12 protein-coding genes and 1 pseudogene are annotated in these 17206 nt (G+C 72.1%); 4 read left to right on the top strand and 9 right to left on the bottom strand.

Translation table 11 applies throughout. The features are described 5' to 3' along the window. Window positions 1-176 precede the first annotated feature (176 nt). Together glnA and IF06_RS0103625 are read left to right on the top strand one after the other, a co-directional pair. The gene (gene glnA, locus IF06_RS0103630) at window positions 177-1601 is read left to right on the top strand and encodes a type I glutamate--ammonia ligase (RefSeq protein WP_030268987.1); all 1425 of its coding nucleotides are present in this window, start codon (window positions 177-179) and stop codon (window positions 1599-1601) included. Window positions 1602-1742: 141 nt separating this feature from the next. Next, window positions 1743-2885 (top strand): carboxylate-amine ligase, encoded by a 1143-nt coding sequence (locus IF06_RS0103625; RefSeq protein WP_030268985.1) that lies wholly within the window; start codon window positions 1743-1745, stop codon window positions 2883-2885. A gap of 34 nt (window positions 2886-2919) precedes the next feature. Here the strand turns inward: IF06_RS0103625 and IF06_RS0103620 are convergent, their stop codons facing one another. Further along, entirely contained in the window at window positions 2920-3747 is an 828-nt protein-coding gene (locus IF06_RS0103620) for a PIG-L family deacetylase (RefSeq protein WP_030268983.1), read from the bottom strand. Between the two features lie 73 nt (window positions 3748-3820). Here IF06_RS0103620 and IF06_RS0103615 point away from each other — a divergent pair, with 73 nt between their 5' ends. After that, window positions 3821-4534, top strand: coding sequence for a hypothetical protein (locus IF06_RS0103615; protein ID WP_030268981.1), 714 nt, complete (start codon window positions 3821-3823; stop codon window positions 4532-4534). 52 nt (window positions 4535-4586) lie between these two features. On the opposite strand, the gene IF06_RS0103610 is transcribed toward IF06_RS0103615, so the two are convergent. The 4 genes and pseudogenes from IF06_RS0103610 to IF06_RS0103595 form a co-directional block, all read right to left on the bottom strand. Next, the gene (locus tag IF06_RS0103610) at window positions 4587-7397 is read right to left on the bottom strand and encodes a glycosyl hydrolase family 95 catalytic domain-containing protein (RefSeq protein ID WP_030268979.1); all 2811 of its coding nucleotides are present in this window, start codon (window positions 7395-7397) and stop codon (window positions 4587-4589) included. An 88-nt stretch (window positions 7398-7485) separates the two neighbouring features. Then, window positions 7486-8792, bottom strand: a pseudogene (locus tag IF06_RS31945) (cellulose binding domain-containing protein). A 36-nt stretch (window positions 8793-8828) separates the two neighbouring features. Further along, the gene (locus tag IF06_RS0103600; RefSeq protein ID WP_030268977.1) at window positions 8829-10193 is read right to left on the bottom strand and encodes a glycoside hydrolase family 43 protein; all 1365 of its coding nucleotides are present in this window, start codon (window positions 10191-10193) and stop codon (window positions 8829-8831) included. A 14-nt stretch (window positions 10194-10207) separates the two neighbouring features. Continuing rightward, window positions 10208-11596, bottom strand: coding sequence for a glycoside hydrolase family 43 protein (locus IF06_RS0103595; RefSeq protein WP_030268975.1), 1389 nt, complete (start codon window positions 11594-11596; stop codon window positions 10208-10210). Between the two features lie 387 nt (window positions 11597-11983). Here IF06_RS0103595 and IF06_RS0103590 point away from each other — a divergent pair, with 387 nt between their 5' ends. Next, complete coding sequence (locus IF06_RS0103590; protein ID WP_013285849.1) at window positions 11984-13021, top strand: LacI family DNA-binding transcriptional regulator; 1038 nt, start codon at window positions 11984-11986, stop codon at window positions 13019-13021. Window positions 13022-13033: 12 nt separating this feature from the next. On the opposite strand, the gene IF06_RS0103585 is transcribed toward IF06_RS0103590, so the two are convergent. From IF06_RS0103585 to IF06_RS0103570, 4 genes are read right to left on the bottom strand one after another with little or no spacing between them, the layout of a single operon-like run. After that, a complete protein-coding gene (locus IF06_RS0103585) occupies window positions 13034-14044 on the bottom strand; it encodes a nitroreductase (RefSeq protein WP_013477139.1) in 1011 nt (336 codons plus the stop codon). Between the two features lie 2 nt (window positions 14045-14046). Beyond that, window positions 14047-15129 carry a GNAT family N-acetyltransferase gene (locus IF06_RS0103580; RefSeq protein ID WP_030268971.1) on the bottom strand — a complete coding sequence of 361 codons (1083 nt, stop codon included), beginning with the start codon at window positions 15127-15129 and terminating at the stop codon, window positions 14047-14049. Continuing rightward, window positions 15126-15566 carry a hypothetical protein gene (locus tag IF06_RS0103575; protein ID WP_013285846.1) on the bottom strand — a complete coding sequence of 147 codons (441 nt, stop codon included), beginning with the start codon at window positions 15564-15566 and terminating at the stop codon, window positions 15126-15128. The genes IF06_RS0103580 and IF06_RS0103575 overlap by 4 nt, the downstream gene beginning before the upstream one ends. Window positions 15567-15569: 3 nt before the next feature. Then, window positions 15570-17132: a phenylacetate--CoA ligase family protein gene (locus IF06_RS0103570; RefSeq protein ID WP_030268968.1), complete on the bottom strand. Its 1563-nt coding sequence runs from the start codon at window positions 17130-17132 to the stop codon at window positions 15570-15572. Window positions 17133-17206 lie beyond the last annotated feature (74 nt).

Here is a 17206-nt window from a genome sequence, read left to right as displayed (position 1 = left end):
TCTCCCGGGCGGTCCGCCGGGTACGGCGACTACCCGGCCTGTGGCGAAGGAAACCCGGATGGGCTGTTGGCGAGCCGGGCACGGCGCGCCGTCGTACGGTGGCGGTACGGGCCATGTCCCCGGGCGGTCCGGCCACGGGACGTGGCCAGGATCAACGACGCCTGCCAGGAGGACGTGTGTTCGCCAATTCCGAGGAACTCCTGCGATACCTCACCGACGAGGACGTGAAGTTCGTCGACGTACGTTTCTGTGACCTGCCCGGCGTGATGCAGCACTTCAACCTGCCGGTCGAGTCGTTCGACGACAGCGTGTTCACCGACGGTCTCGCCTTCGACGGCTCGTCGATCCGTGGTTTCCAGTCGATCCACGAGTCGGACATGCTGCTGCTGCCGGACGTGGCGACCGCGTTCGTGGACCCGTTCCGCACGCAGAAGACCGTCGCGTTGAACTTCTTCGTCCACGACCCGTTCACCCGCGAGGCGTACTCCCGCGACCCGCGCAACGTGGCGAAGAAGGCCGAGGCGTACCTGGCGGCGAGCGGCATCGCCGACACCGCGTACTTCGGGGCGGAGGCGGAGTTCTACATCTTCGACTCGATCCGCCACGAGACCTCGGCGCACCAGTCGTTCTACTACATCGACTCGATCGAGGGCGCCTGGAACAGCGGGCGGATCGAGGAGGGCGGCAACCGCGGCTACAAGACCGCGTACAAGGGTGGCTACTTCCCGGTGCCGCCGGTCGACCACTACGCCGACCTGCGCGACAGCATGGTCCGCCGGATGGTGGACGCCGGTTTCACCGTGGAGCGGTCGCACCACGAGGTGGGCACCGGCGGGCAGTCCGAGATCAACTACAGGTTCTCGACGCTGCTGCACTCGGCCGACGAGCTCCAGCTGTTCAAGTACCTGATCAAGAACGAGGCGTGGGCCGCCGGCAAGACCGCCACGTTCATGCCCAAGCCGCTGTTCGGTGACAACGGCTCCGGCATGCACACCCACCAGAGCCTGTGGCGCGGCGGCGAACCGTTGTTCTACGACGAGACCGGCTACGCCGGCCTGTCCGACACCGCCCGCTGGTACATCGGCGGCCTGCTGCACCACGCACCCTCGCTGCTCGCCTTCACCAACCCGACCATCAACTCCTACCGTCGTCTCGTCCCCGGCTTCGAGGCGCCGGTCAACCTGGTCTACTCCCAGCGCAACCGCTCCGCCTGCACCCGCATCCCGGTGACCGGCAGCAACCCGAAGGCCAAGCGCGTCGAGTTCCGGGTGCCGGACCCGTCGAGCAACCCGTACCTGGCGTTCTCCGCCATGCTCATGGCCGGTCTCGACGGCATCAAGAACAAGATCGAGCCGCCCGCGCCGATCGACAAGGACCTCTACGACCTGCCGCCGGAGGAGTGGGGCGACGTCAAGCAGGTCCCGGGCTCGCTGCCCGAGGCGCTGGCGGCGCTGGAGACCGACCACGACTACCTGCTCGACGGCAACGTCTTCACCGCCGACCTGATCTCCACCTGGGTCGACTGGAAGAACGCCAACGAGGTCGACCCGGTCCGGCTGCGCCCGACCCCGCACGAGTTCGCGCTCTACTTCGACTGCTGAGCCGTACCGCCACCGCCCCCGCCACCCGCGGGGGCGGTGGTCGGCGGAAACGGCCTCGGGCCGGCCCCCGCCCTCGTACCGTCGAGACATGACTCCGCCTCACGACGACACGCCGACCGTTCCGTGCCGGTGGAGCCGTCGGTGAGGCCGCGGCCCACCACCACCGCCACCACCACCCCGCAGATCCCCACCGTCCTGACCCTCGGGGTGGAAGAGGAGTTCCTGCTGCTGGACCCGGCCACCGGCGAGAGCATGCCGGTCGCCGACCGGGTACGCGGCGCGCTGTCCGGCACCGCCCGCGAGCAGAGCCGGCAGGAGTTCCGGCACAGCATGGTCGAGATGGTGACGCCGGTCAGTCCCGATCTCGGAGAGCTGCGGGAGCACCTGGTCACGCTGCGCCGGGCGGCCGCGCAGGCGGCCGACGCGGCCGGGGCGCGGCTGGTCGCCGTCGGCGCCACGCCGGTCTGCGAGGCCCACCGCACGGTGCCCGACGAGCAGCGCTACCACGACATGTCCCGCCGGTTCGGCCCGGTGGCCCACGACCCGGCGGTCTGCGGCTGCCACGTCCACGTCGGCGTGCCGGACCGGGAACTGGCAGTGCAGGTCTGCAACCACCTGCGCCCGTGGCTGCCGGTGGTGCAGGCGCTCACCGCGAACTCGCCGCTGCACGACGGGCGGGACACCGGCCACGCGAGCTGGCGCTCGATGCAGCTGGAACGGTGGCCGAGCATCGGACCGACACCGCACTTCGACTCCGCCGCCGACTACGACGCCACGGTGGCGGACCTGATCACCGCCGGGATCATGCTCGACGCCGCGATGGTCTACTGGTACGCCCGCCCGTCCGCGGCGTACCCGACGGTGGAGGTCCGGGTCGGCGACGTGTGCCCCACAGTCGACGACACGGTGTTGGTCGCCGGGCTGGTCCGGGCGCTCGTGGCCACCCTGATCGACGACGTCCGCGCCGGTGTGCCGGCACCCCGCATCCGGGACTGCCTGGTCGCCGCCGCGCACTGGCGGGCCGCCCACGACGGCGTCGACGGCAAGCTCGTGGACCTGCGCTCCGGTCGGCCCCGGCCGGCCTGGGACCTCGTCGACGACCTGGTCGTCACCGTCACGCCCGCGCTGGCCCGCCACGGTGACCTGGGTCTGGTCCGGCGCGAGCTGGACCGGGTGCGCCGGGACGGCACCGGCGCCACCCGGCAACGACGGATCATGGCCGGGACCGACGGGGACGTCCGCGCCGTGCTGGCGCACCTGGCCGCACAGACCGTCTCGACGTGAGTCGATGACCTCCCCGGACCGGACCGGCGACCGGTCAGCGCAACCCGGCGAACAGGTCGTCCTCGGGTGTGGCCGCGCCGGTGGTGTCCCGCACCCGCACGAACGTCTCCATGCTCATCAGCTCGGTGAACCGCTCCTGCCCCAGGCGCAGGAAGAAGATGTTCTCCGCCTGGCTGGCGTGCGCGGCGAGCGAGGCGAACTTCTGCCCGCCGTAGCCGCTGGTGTCGACCCAGGTGGTGATCTCGTCGTCCGGCAGGCCCAGCGCCGGCATCTCGTCGGTCGCCTCCGGCTCGGGGAACTCCACCCCGATCTCCTTCATGACGGTGCCGAACTGCTGGAACGCGCTGCGCGGCACTGTGGTCCAGTAGACCTTGGCCGGGATGCCGGTCTGCTCCACAGCGGCCATGGTGATCCGGTGGGCCTGGATGTGGTCCGGGTGGCCGTAGAAGCCGTTCTCGTCGTAGGTGACCACCACGTCGGGGCGGTAGCGCCGGATCAGCTCGGCCAGCCGGTCGGCCGCCTCGGCCACCGGCGTGTTCCAGAACGCGCCGGGCGCGTCGTTCGTCGCCCAGCCCATCATCCCGGAGTCGCCGTAGTCGAGCGTCTCCAGGTGGGTGACCTTCAGCGCCTCGCAACTGGCGGCCAGCTCGGCGCGGCGCATCTCGACCACGGCCTTCGGGTCGTGCCGGGGGTCGCCCGGTTTGATCCCGCCGGGACCGTCGCCGCACCCCCCGTCGGTGCACGTCACGAGCACAGTGGTGACGCCCTCGGCCGCATAGCGCGCCAGGACGCCGCCGGTGCTCGTCGCCTCGTCGTCGGGGTGCGCGTGCACCGCCATCAGGGTCAGGGATCGATCGGTCACCCCGTCACCATACGAGCATCGGCCGACGAACTAGCATTGCCCGGTCCGCAGACGGCGACGGAAGCGAGGCGCGATGGGTTGGCTCCAGCGGTTGCTCGGTGGCGGACGGGTCGAACTGGACCCCGCACGTCAGCAGGAGCTGCTGCGGGACGTGCGGCGGTCCTACGGGGCGCACGCCCGCCTCCGGTTCCCGGAGCAGGCCGACGCGATCACCCGGCTGCTGTCCGATGACGACGGTCTCGTGGTTGCCGCCGGGATCGTCTGCGAGGCCGCCGACCAGGCGCACGCCGACCTCCAGGGCCAGGCGCAGGAGGTGTTCCGGCGCACCGGGCGGCGGCTGCTGGTGCACCGCCGCAACTACCGGCCCCTGTGGAAGGAGGCCGGGCCGGCGCTGCGCTGGCCGCTCGGCGCGCTACCCAGCGGGCTGCACCCGTACGCGCAGGTCAGCGCCGCCGTGGCGGTGGTCGGCGGGCGAGCCGACCGGCTGGACCGGGTGACCGACCCGCAGCCGTTCGTGACGCGCCTGTTCGAGGTGCTCGACCTGACCACCGCCGGCTGGGAGTTCGGCCGGGTGCGTGTGGACACCGACAGCGCGACGCTCGTGGAGCGGCTGATGGGCACCGGCGCGCGGGTGCTCGCGACGATGGACGAACCGCCCCGGCTGCCGCCGGCCGTGCGGGAGATGATGCGCCGCAATCACCGCATCGCCGTGCACGACCCGGCCGGTCCCCGCGTGGTCGGCGAGCTGAACCTGGGCGCGCGGCTGCGCGAGACGCTGCTGGCCTGACCGGCGGCACACCCCGCCCCGGCCGGGTGGCCGAAGCGGGGTGCGTCGGTGCTCAGGTGGTCGTGCAGGTGAGGTTCGCCGGCGGGTTGTTGCTGCCGTTGACGGCACCGATGAAGCCGAACGTGGTGGAGCCGCCGGCCGGCAGCGAGCCGTTGTAGTCGACGTTGCGCACCGTCACGTTCGCGCCGTTCTGGGTGTGCGTGCCGCTCCAGATCTGGTTGATCACCTGCCCGTTCGGGAACGTCCAGGAGACCGTCCAGCCGCGGATCGCGGTGGCGCCGGCGGTCACCGTGACCTCGGCCTGGAAGCCGCCCGACCAGGAGCCGGTGATCGCGTACGTGGCACGCGCGCCGGACGGAGCCGGGGAGCTGGTGGTGGGCGCCGGGCTCGGCGTCGTACTCGATGTGGGTGTGACGGTCGGGGTCGGCGACGGCGTCACACCGGGCCGGGCCGCGCGGTAGGTGTGCCCGGCGCGGACGGTGAGCGCGACGACGTCGGACTCCGGCCGGGTGGTGGCGGGTGTGCTGCCGTCGGTGACGTCGGCGAGGGTGAAGCTCCCGGTGAACAGCCGGGACCGCAGTCGCAGCGTGCCGTCGCGGTCGGCGCGGACGGTGATCTCGTCGGCTTGGCCGCTGCTCCAGGTCAGCGACACCGTGTAGCCGCCCCGGCCGCGCAGGCCCGCGACCTGCCCGGCGGGCCAGGCGGTCGGCAGCGCGGGCAGCAGGTGCAGCTCGCCGGTGTGGCTGTGCAGCAGCATCTCGGCGATGCCCGAGGTGGCGCCGAAGTTGCCGTCGATCTGGAACGGCGGGTGCAGGTCGAACATGTTCGGCGCGAGCCGGTCGGTACGCACCAGGTCGCGCAGGAGCTTGTGGGCGCGGGCGCCGTCCTCCAGCCGCGCCCAGAAATTGATCTTCCAGGCGAGGGACCAGCCGGTCCCGTCGTCGCCCCGCAGCTCCAGCGTCCTGCGGGCGGCCTCGTACAGCGCCGGGGTGCCGCGCCTGGTGATCTGGTTGCTGGGATGCAGCCCGTACAGGTGGGAGACGTGCCGATGGGTGCGTTCGGTCTCGACCCAGTCGGCCAGCCACTCCTGCACGTTCCCCCGCGAGCCGACACGGCTCGGCGGCAGCCGGTCCCTGGCGGTACGCACCTGGGACCGGAAGGTGGTGTCGACGCCGAGCACCTCGCTCGCCCGGGCCGCGGCGTCGAACAGGTCGCGCAGGATCTGGTTGTCCATCGTCGGGCCGGCGCAGACGCTGGCGTTCGCGTGGTGCGCCAGCTCCGGCGAGTTCGACGGGTTCGTCACCAGGTAGCCGAGCGTCGGGTGGGCGACCAGGGTGTCGAGGAAGAACTGGGCGGCGCCCTTGAGCGCCGGGTAGTTGGCCTGGAGGAAACCGCTGTCGCCGGTGAACAGGTAGTGGTCCCAGATGAGCGTGCTCAGCCAGGCCCCGCCGGTCTGCCACATGCCCCAGAACGCGCCGTCCACGACCGACGCGCCCCGCCAGGCGTCGGTGTTGTGGTGGGTGACCCAGCCGCCGGCGCCGTACTGCGCCTGGGCGACCCGCGCGCCGGTCACGGTGAGGTCCTTGACCATGTCGAAGACCGGCAGGAAGCACTCGGACAGGTTCGTGGTGTCGGCCGGCCAGTAATTCATCGGCAGGTTGGCGTTGACCGTGTACTTCGAGTCCCAGGACGGCGTCAGCGAGTCGTTCCAGATGCCCTGGAGGTTCGCCGGCTGGGTGCCCGGCCGCGACGAGGAGATCAGCAGGTACCGACCGAACTGGAACAGCAGCGCGGCGAACTGCGGGTCGTTGGTGCTCGCGTGCTGCGCGATCCGTACATCGGTGGACTGGTCGGCGGCGGCCGTGCGGCCCAGGTCGATCGTGACCCGGTCGAACAGCGCCTGGTAGTCGGCGCGGTGGCGGGTGCGGAGCTGGTCGACGGCGACGCTCTTGGCGGCGTTCAGCCGGTTGCGGGCGATGCCCTGGTAGTCGCCGTTGACGGTGCGGTAGTTGACGTAGCTGGTGCCGATCGAGATCAGGACCGTCACGCTGGTGGCGCCGGACACCCGCAGCGTGCCGCCGGAGCTGCTGACCGTGCCGCCGGTGACGGCGGCGTTCGCCAGCGCGAGGAACCGTACCGAGCCGGTGACCCCCTCCATCGACCCGGAGACGCCGTCGAGCGCGATGGTCGCGCCGTCCGGGCTGGACACGGTGGTCCGCTGCGGGCTGTCGAACGCGGCGGAGAACGTGATCGCGTTCGCGCGGTCGGCGGTCAGCCGGAGCACCATGACCTGGTCGGGCGCGCTGGCGAACACCTCCCGCTGGTACCGGACGCCGCCCTGCACGTACGTGGTGGTGACGGTGGCGGTGGTGAGGTCGAGCGTCCGGTTGTACTGCGTCGCCCCGCTCGCCGAACCGAAGGCGAGCCGGAGGTCGCCGACGGTCTGGTACGCGAGCTGACCACCCGGGCTGCCCATCATGGTCTGGTTGATCAGGTCCTGGGCCGAGGTCCACTGGTCGGCGAAGACCCGACGCCGGATCTCGGCCAGGTTGGCCGCTCCCCTGGTGTTCGCCGAGTCGTACGGGCCGCCGGCCCAGACGGTGTCCTCGTTGAGCTGGAGCCGTTCGGTGTCGACGTTGCCGAACACCATCGCGCCGAGCCGCCCGTTGCCGATCGGCAGGGCACGCAGCCAGTCGGTGCCGGCCGGTTCGTCGTACCAGAGTGCCAGGTCGTTCGCGGCCAGCACCTGTGGTGGCGCCGCCGAGCCGGCGCGTGCGGCGGCGCTCCAGGCGGCCGGCACCAGCGCGGCACCGGCCCCGGCCGCGCCGGCCTTGAGGATGTTCCTTCGGGTCACGTCGGACATGGTCTTCTCCTCGCAGGCGGGTCGGGTGGTGGTGCGGCCGGTGCGCGGGCGGGTCGGCGTCGGCCCGCCCGCGCACCGGGTGCGGTGGCTACCTCGCGCAGGCGACGCCGTTGAGGGTGAACGCCGCCGGTGCGGCCGTGTTGCCGGTGTGGTTCGCCTGGAAGCCGAGGCTGACCGAGGCGCCGGGCGCGATGGTGGAGTTGTAGGAGACGTTGCGGGCGGTCACCTGACCGGACCCGGGCGAGTAGGTGGCGTTCCAGCCGGAGGTGATGGTCTGCCCGCCCGGCAGGGTGAAGACCAGCGACCAGCCGTTGATCGCGCTGCCGCCGGTGTTGGTGACGGTGAGGTCTTCGGTCAGGCCGGTGTTCCAGGCGTTCACCGTCGCGGTGACCCTGCAGGCGACGCCGGACGGCGGCGGGGTGGTCGGGCCGGGGGTGGTCGGCGCGGGTGTGGTGGGCGGCGGCGTCGTGCTCTGGAACTGGGTGAAGAACTGCCACGTCTCCCCCGGCAGCCAGGTACGCGAGCCGCTGTCACCCGGCGCGCCGTCCTGTGGGGCGGCGATGTGCCCCTCGTCGAAGGCCGCCCACACCACCGGGTACCCCGCCCGGCAGCCGTGTACGTGGTGGTGCGGTGGCTCAGGCTGCCCTGGCCCGGCTCGGGCGGGTTCTGCGTGGCGCAGCCGTTGTTGCGGACGAACCGGTCGCGCATCGTCCGCCCGCCGGCGATGCCGAGGACGCCGTCGCGGATGCCGTGCGCGGCGAAGTACGCGATCGGCTGCGTGCCGCCGCTGCATCCGCTGAGCTGGCCGCCGGCGTAGACGGCCACCGCCCGGAAGACGGTGGGCCGGGCGCAGGCGACCGCGTAGCTCATGGCGCCGCCGTAGCTGAACCCGAGCGCGAAGCGCTGGCTGGTGTCCACACACAGGCCGGCGTCGACACGGCGCAGGATGTCGTCGACGAAGGTGATGTCCTCGCCGCCGGCGTTGGCCCAGCCGTTGTTGAGCCCCTGCGGCGCGACGAAGATGGTGCTGTTGTTCGCCAGCCGCTGCAACCCGTAGTACGACCACACGTCGCGTTGGACGGTCTGGCCGGTGGCGACGTCGGTGGCGGTGCCGCCGCGCCAGTGGAAGCCGACGACCAGCCGGTACTGGCGGTTGACGTCGTAGCCGTCGGGCACCCGCAGGATGAACGTGCGGTTCTTGCCGCTGCTGGTGACGGTGTGCGTCCCGCTGGCCAGCGTCGGGGCCTTCCCGCAGCCGGCCGTCGCGGCCGCCGCGCCGACGTCCGCGGCCCGGGCGCTGCCGCCCAGTGAGCCGCCGACCATGGCGGCGCCCATGCCCAGGGCCAGCAGGATCGCGGCGGTGACCGACCCGGCTCTCGTTCTGCGCTTCGACATCTGAGGTCTCCTCCGGTGATGGTGGGGTGGGCCGGTCTAGCGGAACTGCCACCAGTTGACGTTGAGCAGGTAGCCGCTGCCGCCGGCGAAGCGCAGGAACACGTCCTGGGTGCCGGTGGCGCCACTGACCGGGCAGGTGACCGTGGTCCACGTCTGCCAGCCGCCGGTGCCGCCGACGGCGCAGGTGCCGGCCACGGCGCCGGTGGGGCTGCCCAGCCGCACCTCGATCCGGCCGCCGGCCGTCGCCGAGGCCACCCGGGCGGTGAACGAGCCGGCGCCGGCGCCGAACGCGACGCCCTTGACCTTGATGTAGTCGCCGTTCTCGATCCAGCCGACGTTCCTCCCGCCCTCGCTCGACGGTTCCGTCTCGACGCCCGCGGACCAGGCGATCGTCTCCGCCTCCTGGCGCACGTACGGGTTGAGCGTGCCGACCTGCGGTGCGCCGGCGCTGGTCATGTTGATCGTCGGGATGGTGCCGTCGGAGCGGTAGCTGAACTTCTCCACCGCCACGGACCGGGTGAAGCCGCCACCGCCCGGCAGCGCGCCGTTGTGGTAGAAGAAGTACGAGCCGCCGTTGAAGTCGATGATCGAGGCGTGGTTGGTGAAGCTGCCGCCCTGGCGGGGCATGATCGTGCCGCGGTAGGTCCACGGACCGGTCGGGCCGGGTGCGGTGGAGTAGCCGATGAACTCCGAGCAGCACTCGGCCGCGAAGACGTTGTAGTAGGTCCCGTTGCGCTTGTAGACCCAGGGCCCTTCCTCGTACAGCGTGGGACGGCTGGTGTTCCCGCTGCGGGCGCCGAAGCCCGCTGTGGTCAGCGGGATCTGGGTCGGGCCGCCGGAGAACGACACCATGTCGGCGTTCAGCCGCACGTACCAGAGGTTCGGGTTGCCCCAGTACAGGTACGCCTGCCCGGTGTCGTCGACGAAGGCGTGCGGGTCGATCTCACCGTTCTCCACCAGCGGACGGCCGATGGCGTCCCGGAACGGGCCGGTCGGGCTGTCGGAGACACCGACGCCGATCGCCATCCGGCCGGTGGCCCGGTTCTTGACCGGGACGTACCAGTAGAAGCGGCCGTTGCGGTAGACGGTCTGGCCGGCCCACGCGTCGGCGCTGGCCCAGCTGAAGGTGGCCAGGTTCATCGGCGAGCCGTGGTCGGTCCAGTTGACCATGTCGGCCGACGAGTAGACCCGCCACTCCTTCATGGTGAAGTAGGTCGAGCCGTCCTCGTCGTGGCCGGTGTAGAGGTAGACCCGGCCGTTGTGCACCAGCGCCGCCGGGTCGGCCGTGTAGATGGTCTGGACGACGGGGTTGTCCGCGTGGGCGACAGCAGGCGTCAGCGCGACCGCGCAGAGCATGCTCGCGAACAGCGCGACACCGCGTCGCAGGAGTCTTCTGGTCATGACGGCCTCCTCGGTCAGGGCGTGATGCGGAAGGTGGCGTCCTGGCGGTCGCTCGCGCTCGACGCCGAGCCGAGTGGGTCGATCCGCAGCAGGTAGTTGGCGTGCCGCAGGTAGCGGTCCGGGAAGTTGTGCGACCGGAACGAGGTCCACGACCCGTCGGCGAGTCCCGCGGTGCGGTGGAAGGTGGCGTCCGCCCGGAACGTGGCCGACCCGTCGTTCGGATCGAGGCGGATGGCGTAGTTGCTGTGCCGCAGAAAGCTGCCCGGCCGGTTCACCGACTCGAACGACACGGCGGCGGGGTCGGCCAGGCCGGCCACCATCCGCCACATCTGGTCCTGGTAGGGATCGAACGGGTACGCGTCGACCCGGCCGACCCCGTTGCTGTGCCGTACCACGTGGTCGGGCAGGTTCGACGACTTGAGCCGGACCCAGTTCGGGGTGCCCCACCGGGAGATCATCGCGTTGTACTCGGCGTCGCTGATCCCGACGATCGAGCCGTGCTTGGCGTTCAGCGGCGGCGTGTAGTCGCGCTGGTTGAGCGCGGTCCACGAGTTGCCGCCGATGTTCGAGGTGGACCAGATGTAGTAGTCGGCGTTGACCGGGCTGAACGAGTCGCCCCAGAGCCGCCAGCCGCTGCCGTCGTTGTTCTTGACCAGCAGTGGCGCCTCGATCGCGTTGCCCTGCCGCAGTCCACTGGTGTACGTGGTGAAGCTGTTCGGCGCGCCGGTCGAGGAGCGGGCGCCGTGCAGCAGGCCGGTGGACAGGTTCTTGTAGTAGAGGTACGTGGTGCCGCCGTCGACGACGACGTCACCGTCGAGCACACCGAAGCCGGGGCTGAAGAACACCTGCTGCGGGCCGACTGTGACGAAATCGGTTGTGTAGTTGACCATCAGCACGTCGCCGCCGCTGTTGCAGGAGTAGACGATGCCGTACTGGCCGCGGCCGGCGTCCCAGAACGCCGTGGGCGCCCAGGTGTGCGAGCTGGGCAGCGTGTGCATCCGGATCCGGCGGTAGCCGGTGAGAGCGGTGAGGTCGGTCGAGTCCCACACGTGCAGGTACTGGCTGTTCAGGCCGAAGTTGGTGCCCTTGAGATCGGTGGCCAGGATGACGAACCTGCCGTCCTGCTTGCGGAACACGAACGGATCCCGCAGGCCCATCTGCCCCTGCGTCGGGGTGACCACCGGGTTGTTCTGGTTCAGCGGCGTCCAGTTCAGACCGTCCCGGCTCACCGCCAGGTGCAGCCCGTAGTCCGCGCCCTGGAAGTTCGGCGTCTCGGTGAAGTAGGCCATCGCGTACGCGGTGTTCGCCGCCCAGGCCACGCCGGGAAGGCCGGTGACCGACGCCGCGGTGAGTGCGCCGGATGCGGCCACGGCCTTGATGAGTGCTCGTCGACTGATCGCCACGGATCGGAACCCCTCTGCCGCCACGCTCGTGCGCGTGGATGGGTGGGACGTGATGACGCGGGCCGGACCGGCGTCTGATGTCGGCAGGAAGGGCTGGTGTTAGCGCTAACAGGATGCTGCCCAGGCATCCTTTCCGTACGCGCTCCGCCACCCCACCGGCGCCGGGCTCCCGTCCGTGCGCCGCATCTGCCTATATGGACTCTCATGGATGGAGGCGTCGGCCGTCAAGATGTGACGAACAGGTTTCGCGAAAGTTCCCGCGGAAAGCCGGAGATCCACGACCCGACCCGGCAAAGTCCTCCGGGGCGCGAAATGTTATCGATAACCTTTCGCGGGCGGTCTGAGCGGCGCGTACTCGCCCTCGCGCCGCAGCCATAGACTTCCCTCGTGATCGAAGAAGGACCGCGGCCGCACCTGCGCAAGCCCCGGCGCGGTGACCTGCCCCTCGCGACGATCGCCGAACTCGCCGGAGTGTCCCCACCCACCGTCTCCAAGGTCCTCAACGGCCGGCGCGGGGTGGGCGAGCAGACCCGTCAGCGGGTGGAAGCCCTGCTCCGCGACCACGGCTACCGGCGACGGCAGACCACCGGCGCGGCCCTCTGCGTCGAGGTGGTCTTCCACCGGATGCTGTCCTCGATCGCCATGCAGATCCTGCGCGGCGTCCAGGAGGTCGCCGCCGCCCACGACCACACCGTCGGCTTCACCGACGTGCACCGGCTCGTGTCGGCCGGGCTGCCCTGGGCGGAGCAACTGCTGGTGCGGCAGCCGACCGCCGTCATCACGGCGTTCGCCCTGGTCACCGCCGAGGACGGCGAACGGTTCGAGGCCGACGGGATACCGCTGGTCGCCATCGACCCGACCGGCGACCTGTTCCCTACCCCCGCCGTCGGGTCCAACAACTGGAGCGGCGCGCTCGCCGCCACCCGGCATCTGCTCGAACTCGGCCATCGCCGGATCGGCGTGATCACCGGACCGGTCCGGGACCTGTCCGCGCGCGCCCGACTGGACGGGTTCCACGCCGCGCTGGACTACGCCGGTGTCCCGTTCGACCAGAGCCTCGAACAGCGGGGCGTGTTCACCTTCGAGGACGGCCGCGACCTCGGCGCTCAGCTGCTCGCCCGGCCCGACCCGCCGACCGCTGTCGTCTGCGGCGACGACCTGCAGGCGATGGGCGTCTACGCGGCGGCCCGGGACGCCGGTCTGCGGATACCGGAGGATCTCAGCGTGGTGGGCTTCGACGACGTCGAGCAGGCGGCCTGGCTCGCGCCACCGCTGACCACGGTGCGGCAGCCGTTCGCCGAGATCGGCGCCACGGCCGCCCGGCTCGCCCTGACCCTGGCCGACGGCCGCGCCCCGGCCCAGGAGCGGTACGAACTCGGCACCACTCTCGTGGTACGGGCCAGCACCGCGCCGCCGTCGCGATGACCCCCGGCGGTCCTACCCCACCCGGACCGCGGCGTCCCGCATCAGCACTCCCCCACCCGTGCGCTCGACCCGGCGCGCCGAGCGGGGCGCGGGCGCGACCGGCCGGCCCACCCGGGCCACGTGCACGATCCGCTCCGGCGCCACGTCCAGCAGCGTGCCGAGCGCGTCCCGGGTGGCGGCCACGTCGACGAGCTGACTGAGCGGATGCGCGGCCAGCCCGGCCGTGTGCAGCGTCAGCCACATCCGCATGAGCACGCGTCCGAACTCGACCTGCCCGGCCGCGTCCAGACCGGGCGGCGCGACGAGCGCCAGCACCCCGCCGCCCTGCGCCAGCGGGTCACCGCCCGCGGCGGCGAGCAGCCGGGGCAGCCCCAGCGGGCGCAACGCCGGGTACGCCGCGAGCGCCGCCCGCAGTCCGGTGGCAGTGGCCCGGCCCAGCCCGAGGCACCTGTCACTGAGCCCGTCCGCCCGGTAGCGCGGGCCCGACCGGTCCAGGCGCAGCCAGCGGCGCAGCTCCGCGACCACCGCCGGGTCGGCGTACACCTGCCGGTCGGCCGTGCGCAGCAACGCGCGCAGCCGCCCGGCCGCCGGCACGGCACGGACCGCGCCACCGGCCCGCCGGGCGACCGCGTCCACGGCCGCGACCACGTCGGCGTCCGGCCCGGCGGTGAACCGGCCCCGGTGGGTACGCCGGTCCCACACGTCGGCGGTGCGGAACGGCGTCCGGTACGGCTGCCGTCCCGGCCGTAGCCGCCCCACCCGCCGGTCGGACTCGTCGTGGTCGGCGGCCCAGTCCAGCCGCAGCCCCGCGTCGGCGGCGACGATCAGGCAGGTCTCCACGAACGCGCCCAGCGACAGCCGCAGGTCGCGCCCGGTCGGGTCGCCCGCGGGAAGCGCGTCGGCCGGATCCCAGCCGACGGTGATCGCCCAGCGCTCGTAGCGCAGCCGCCACGGCTGGGTGTTGTGTGCGCTCGGCGCCCGCCAGCACAGCGGCTCCAGCGCGTGGAACGCGGCGAGGTCCATGCTCACCGCTCCCTGGCGTAGAACGTGTAGCCGTGCAGCGGGCGCCCGCCGAGGCGTCGGTACTGGGCCGCCGACGCCGGGTTGTCCCACCCGACGTACGTGCTGCGCAGCGCCGTGTAGCCGCCGTCGTGCAGGTTGTGGTGCAGGTGCGCGGAGAGCAGCCGCTGGTAGCCGCGCCCCTGGAACTCCGGCACCACGCCCTTGACGATCAGCACCGCCTCCCGCCGGTACCGGCGGCGGGTGGCCAGCAGCCGAAGCTGGTTGACCGGGTTCAGGTCGCCGCGGACCGCGACCAGGAAGTCGCTGATGTCCGGCACGCAGAGCACGAACGCCACCGGCCGCCCGTCGCGGGTCAGGTAGAGCAGGAGCGACTCGTCCAGCAGGTACGCCAGGCCGTCGGTCTGCCGCCGCAGTTGCGCCGCGGAGATCGGCGTGTAGTAGCCGAGCTGGGCGAAGGAGTCGTTGAGCATCCCGCGCAGCAGGTCGAGCTGCTCGTCGAGCCGCCGCGTGTTCCCCCGGTGCAGTTCCAGCCGCGCGCCGTCGGGCTGGACCCCCAGCGCGGGCGGCGGCTCGACCGGCGGCGGGACCGGGCAGATCCACGTGTCGGAGACGAACCGCCCGGTGAACCCGTTCTCCTCGTACGCGTCCGGGTAGTACGGCGGGTTCCACGCGCTGTCCACGAAACCCCGGTCGGCGTACCCGGAGGTGATCACGCCGCCGGCCTGGTTGGGCAGCAGCGCCACCGGCCCGAACAGCAGGTCCCGGCCGGGCGTCGCGTACGCGCCGATCGCGTCGAACAGCGGCCGGGCGGCCGGCGCGGTGAACTCGGTGAGCCCGAACAGCTGGCAGCGGCGCCCCATCTCGGCGTCGAAGTCCGCGTCGGTGTGCAGCGTGGTCCGCCCGGCCACGGCGCCGGTGGCGTCGCGCAGCACGTACATCGGCACGCCGTCGCGCCACCAGCGGCGGATCTGCTGCCGGGGCGTCGGCACGTACCGGGGCTCGTCGGCGTACAGCCGGTCGGTGAGGGCGAGGAAGTCGCGCAGGCCGCGCCGGCCGGTCACGCGCTCGAACCGGTGGCCGGTCACCGGCGCACCGCCGGTCCGGTCGTCTCCGCGCCCAGCGGCGTGAACCGCTCGATGTGGCCCATCGCGCCGTCCTCGGCCCGCCACGCGCCGTTGGAGTAGCCGTCCGGGGAGGCGGTGTAGAGCCGGATGAACCCGGCGGTGGCGTTGCGGTCGCCGTCGGTCAGCCACATCATCAGCTTGCGGTGGTGCCGGGTCCGGGCGAAGCGCAGCAGCGCGTCCCGGTCGGTGAAGAACGCGATCGTGCCGAGCGTCAGCGGGAACTGCCAGTAGACGGTGTGCCAGCAGTAGCCGGACATCCGGCGCATGTCGCGCACCATCCGGATCCAGTCGGGGGCCAGGCGCAGCAGCACCAGCGGGTTCGCGTACCGGGTGCCGCCGATGAACATGGCGCCGGCGCGGGCCTGCGCGGGGGCGCGGGAGAAGTCACGGGTACGCATCGCTCACCTCACCAGGTAGACGTTCTTGAGCTTCTGCATGTCGGCGAACGGGCCGCCGTCCGGTTCGTGCAGCTCGACCCGCAGGTCGCCGGCGGTCGGGTCCTCCACCAGGGACTGCGCGAAGTCCCGCGACACCGAGGTCAGGTGCGCGCGTACCCCGTCGCGGCAGGCGTCGGCGAGCGCCGCGCGTGCCGCGGCGTCCAGCGGACGGCGCAGCTCGACGTGGATCACCGGCCGGGTCTCCAGCGCCGCGTCCTCGTGCAGCGTGAGACAGAACCTGTTGATCTCGGCGGCGTACGGGTTGCCGGTGTAGAGGCCGTACTCGACGTCCTGCGGGTAGAGGTTCGCGCCCAGGTAGGACACGGTGGAGTCGCTGCGGCCGAACAACAGCAGCAGCGGCAGCGTCATCCGCTCCTCCGCCACCGCGGTACGGAACTCGGCGCGGCGTACCGGGTCCGCGTTGGCCAGCTCGACGATCCGCCGGTACGGCACCAGCAGCGCCTCGTCGCCGACGTTGTAGCGCAGCCGGGGCTGGAGCACGTGCGGGCTGGCCACAGTGCAGAGCAGTTCCCGCCGCTCGTTCGTCTCCAGGTAGGTGGCGAACGGGTTGTACTGGAACACCATCGGCAGCCGCTGCTCGCCCCGGCCGAGCAGTTCCGCGCGCAGTCCCGCGTCGGTGCGCAGCCGCCGCCGCAGCCACACCGTGAACCGGGTCTCCGCGCCGATGCCGATGGTCAGGTCCGACGCCCCGTACGCCGAGCGCACCCGCACGAACCGCTGCTCCAGGTAGTCGCGCAGTGCCTCGGTCATCCCCTCGCCGCCGCAACTGGCGAAGATCCGGTACCGCGACCACTGGAAGTCCTCGGCGTCGAGCCGGTCCCGCAGGTGCTTGAGGAACGGCGGGTACGCGGTCACCAGGTAGTCGTGGCCGGGACCGAACTCGCGCAGCGTGTCGACGATCTTCCCGAGGTCCGGGCCGGTGTTCTTCACGGTCGCGATCCGGGCCATCGCCGCACCGGTGGTGGTGCCGGTCGCCCAGGCGCCCATCGAGTACGCGTTGATCACGAACGGCCGGCGCATCGGGAACGCCAGTCCGGTGTAGCCGGCGATGTCCCGGTGCACCGCCCGTAGTTCCCGCTCGCCGCGTGGCCAGTTGAACGGCCGCCCGGACGAGCCGGCCGACTCGTCGACCACCACGCCCCGATCCGGCATCCGCCCGTCCCGGCAGCGGGCGGAGGCGTCGTACGCCATGACGTACCCGCGCTTGTCGGTCTCCGGGAAGTCCCGCAGCCGGCGGCGCAGGCCGCCCGGGCGGGCCCGCAGGAACGCCTGGTAAGCAGGCACCCGCCGGGCGGCCCGCACGCAGGTCGACCGCGCGTTCGCGGCGGCGAGCCGGTCGAGGACCGGGTGGTGGCGCCGGGCCAGCCAGCGCCAGCCGGCGGGGTGGTGGGCGACGAGCCGGGCCAGCGCGGCGACCGCGCGGCCGGCGGGGGCCAGCGCGGCCTCGGCGGGCAGGGGCGTGTCGACGGTACGTGCAGCGGCGTGTCGGTGCAGCGTCTCGGCCATGACAAGCATCCTGTCGACGCCGCCGCGCCCGCACATGAGCGACGGGACGGTACTGCGCTGAGTACGCGTACCCA

This window comes from Micromonospora globosa (assembly GCF_000717585.1).
GTDB lineage: Bacteria > Actinomycetota > Actinomycetes > Mycobacteriales > Micromonosporaceae > Micromonospora > Micromonospora aurantiaca.
Note: the sequence above shows the minus strand (reverse complement) of the source record. Positions and strands in the feature narration are given on the sequence as shown.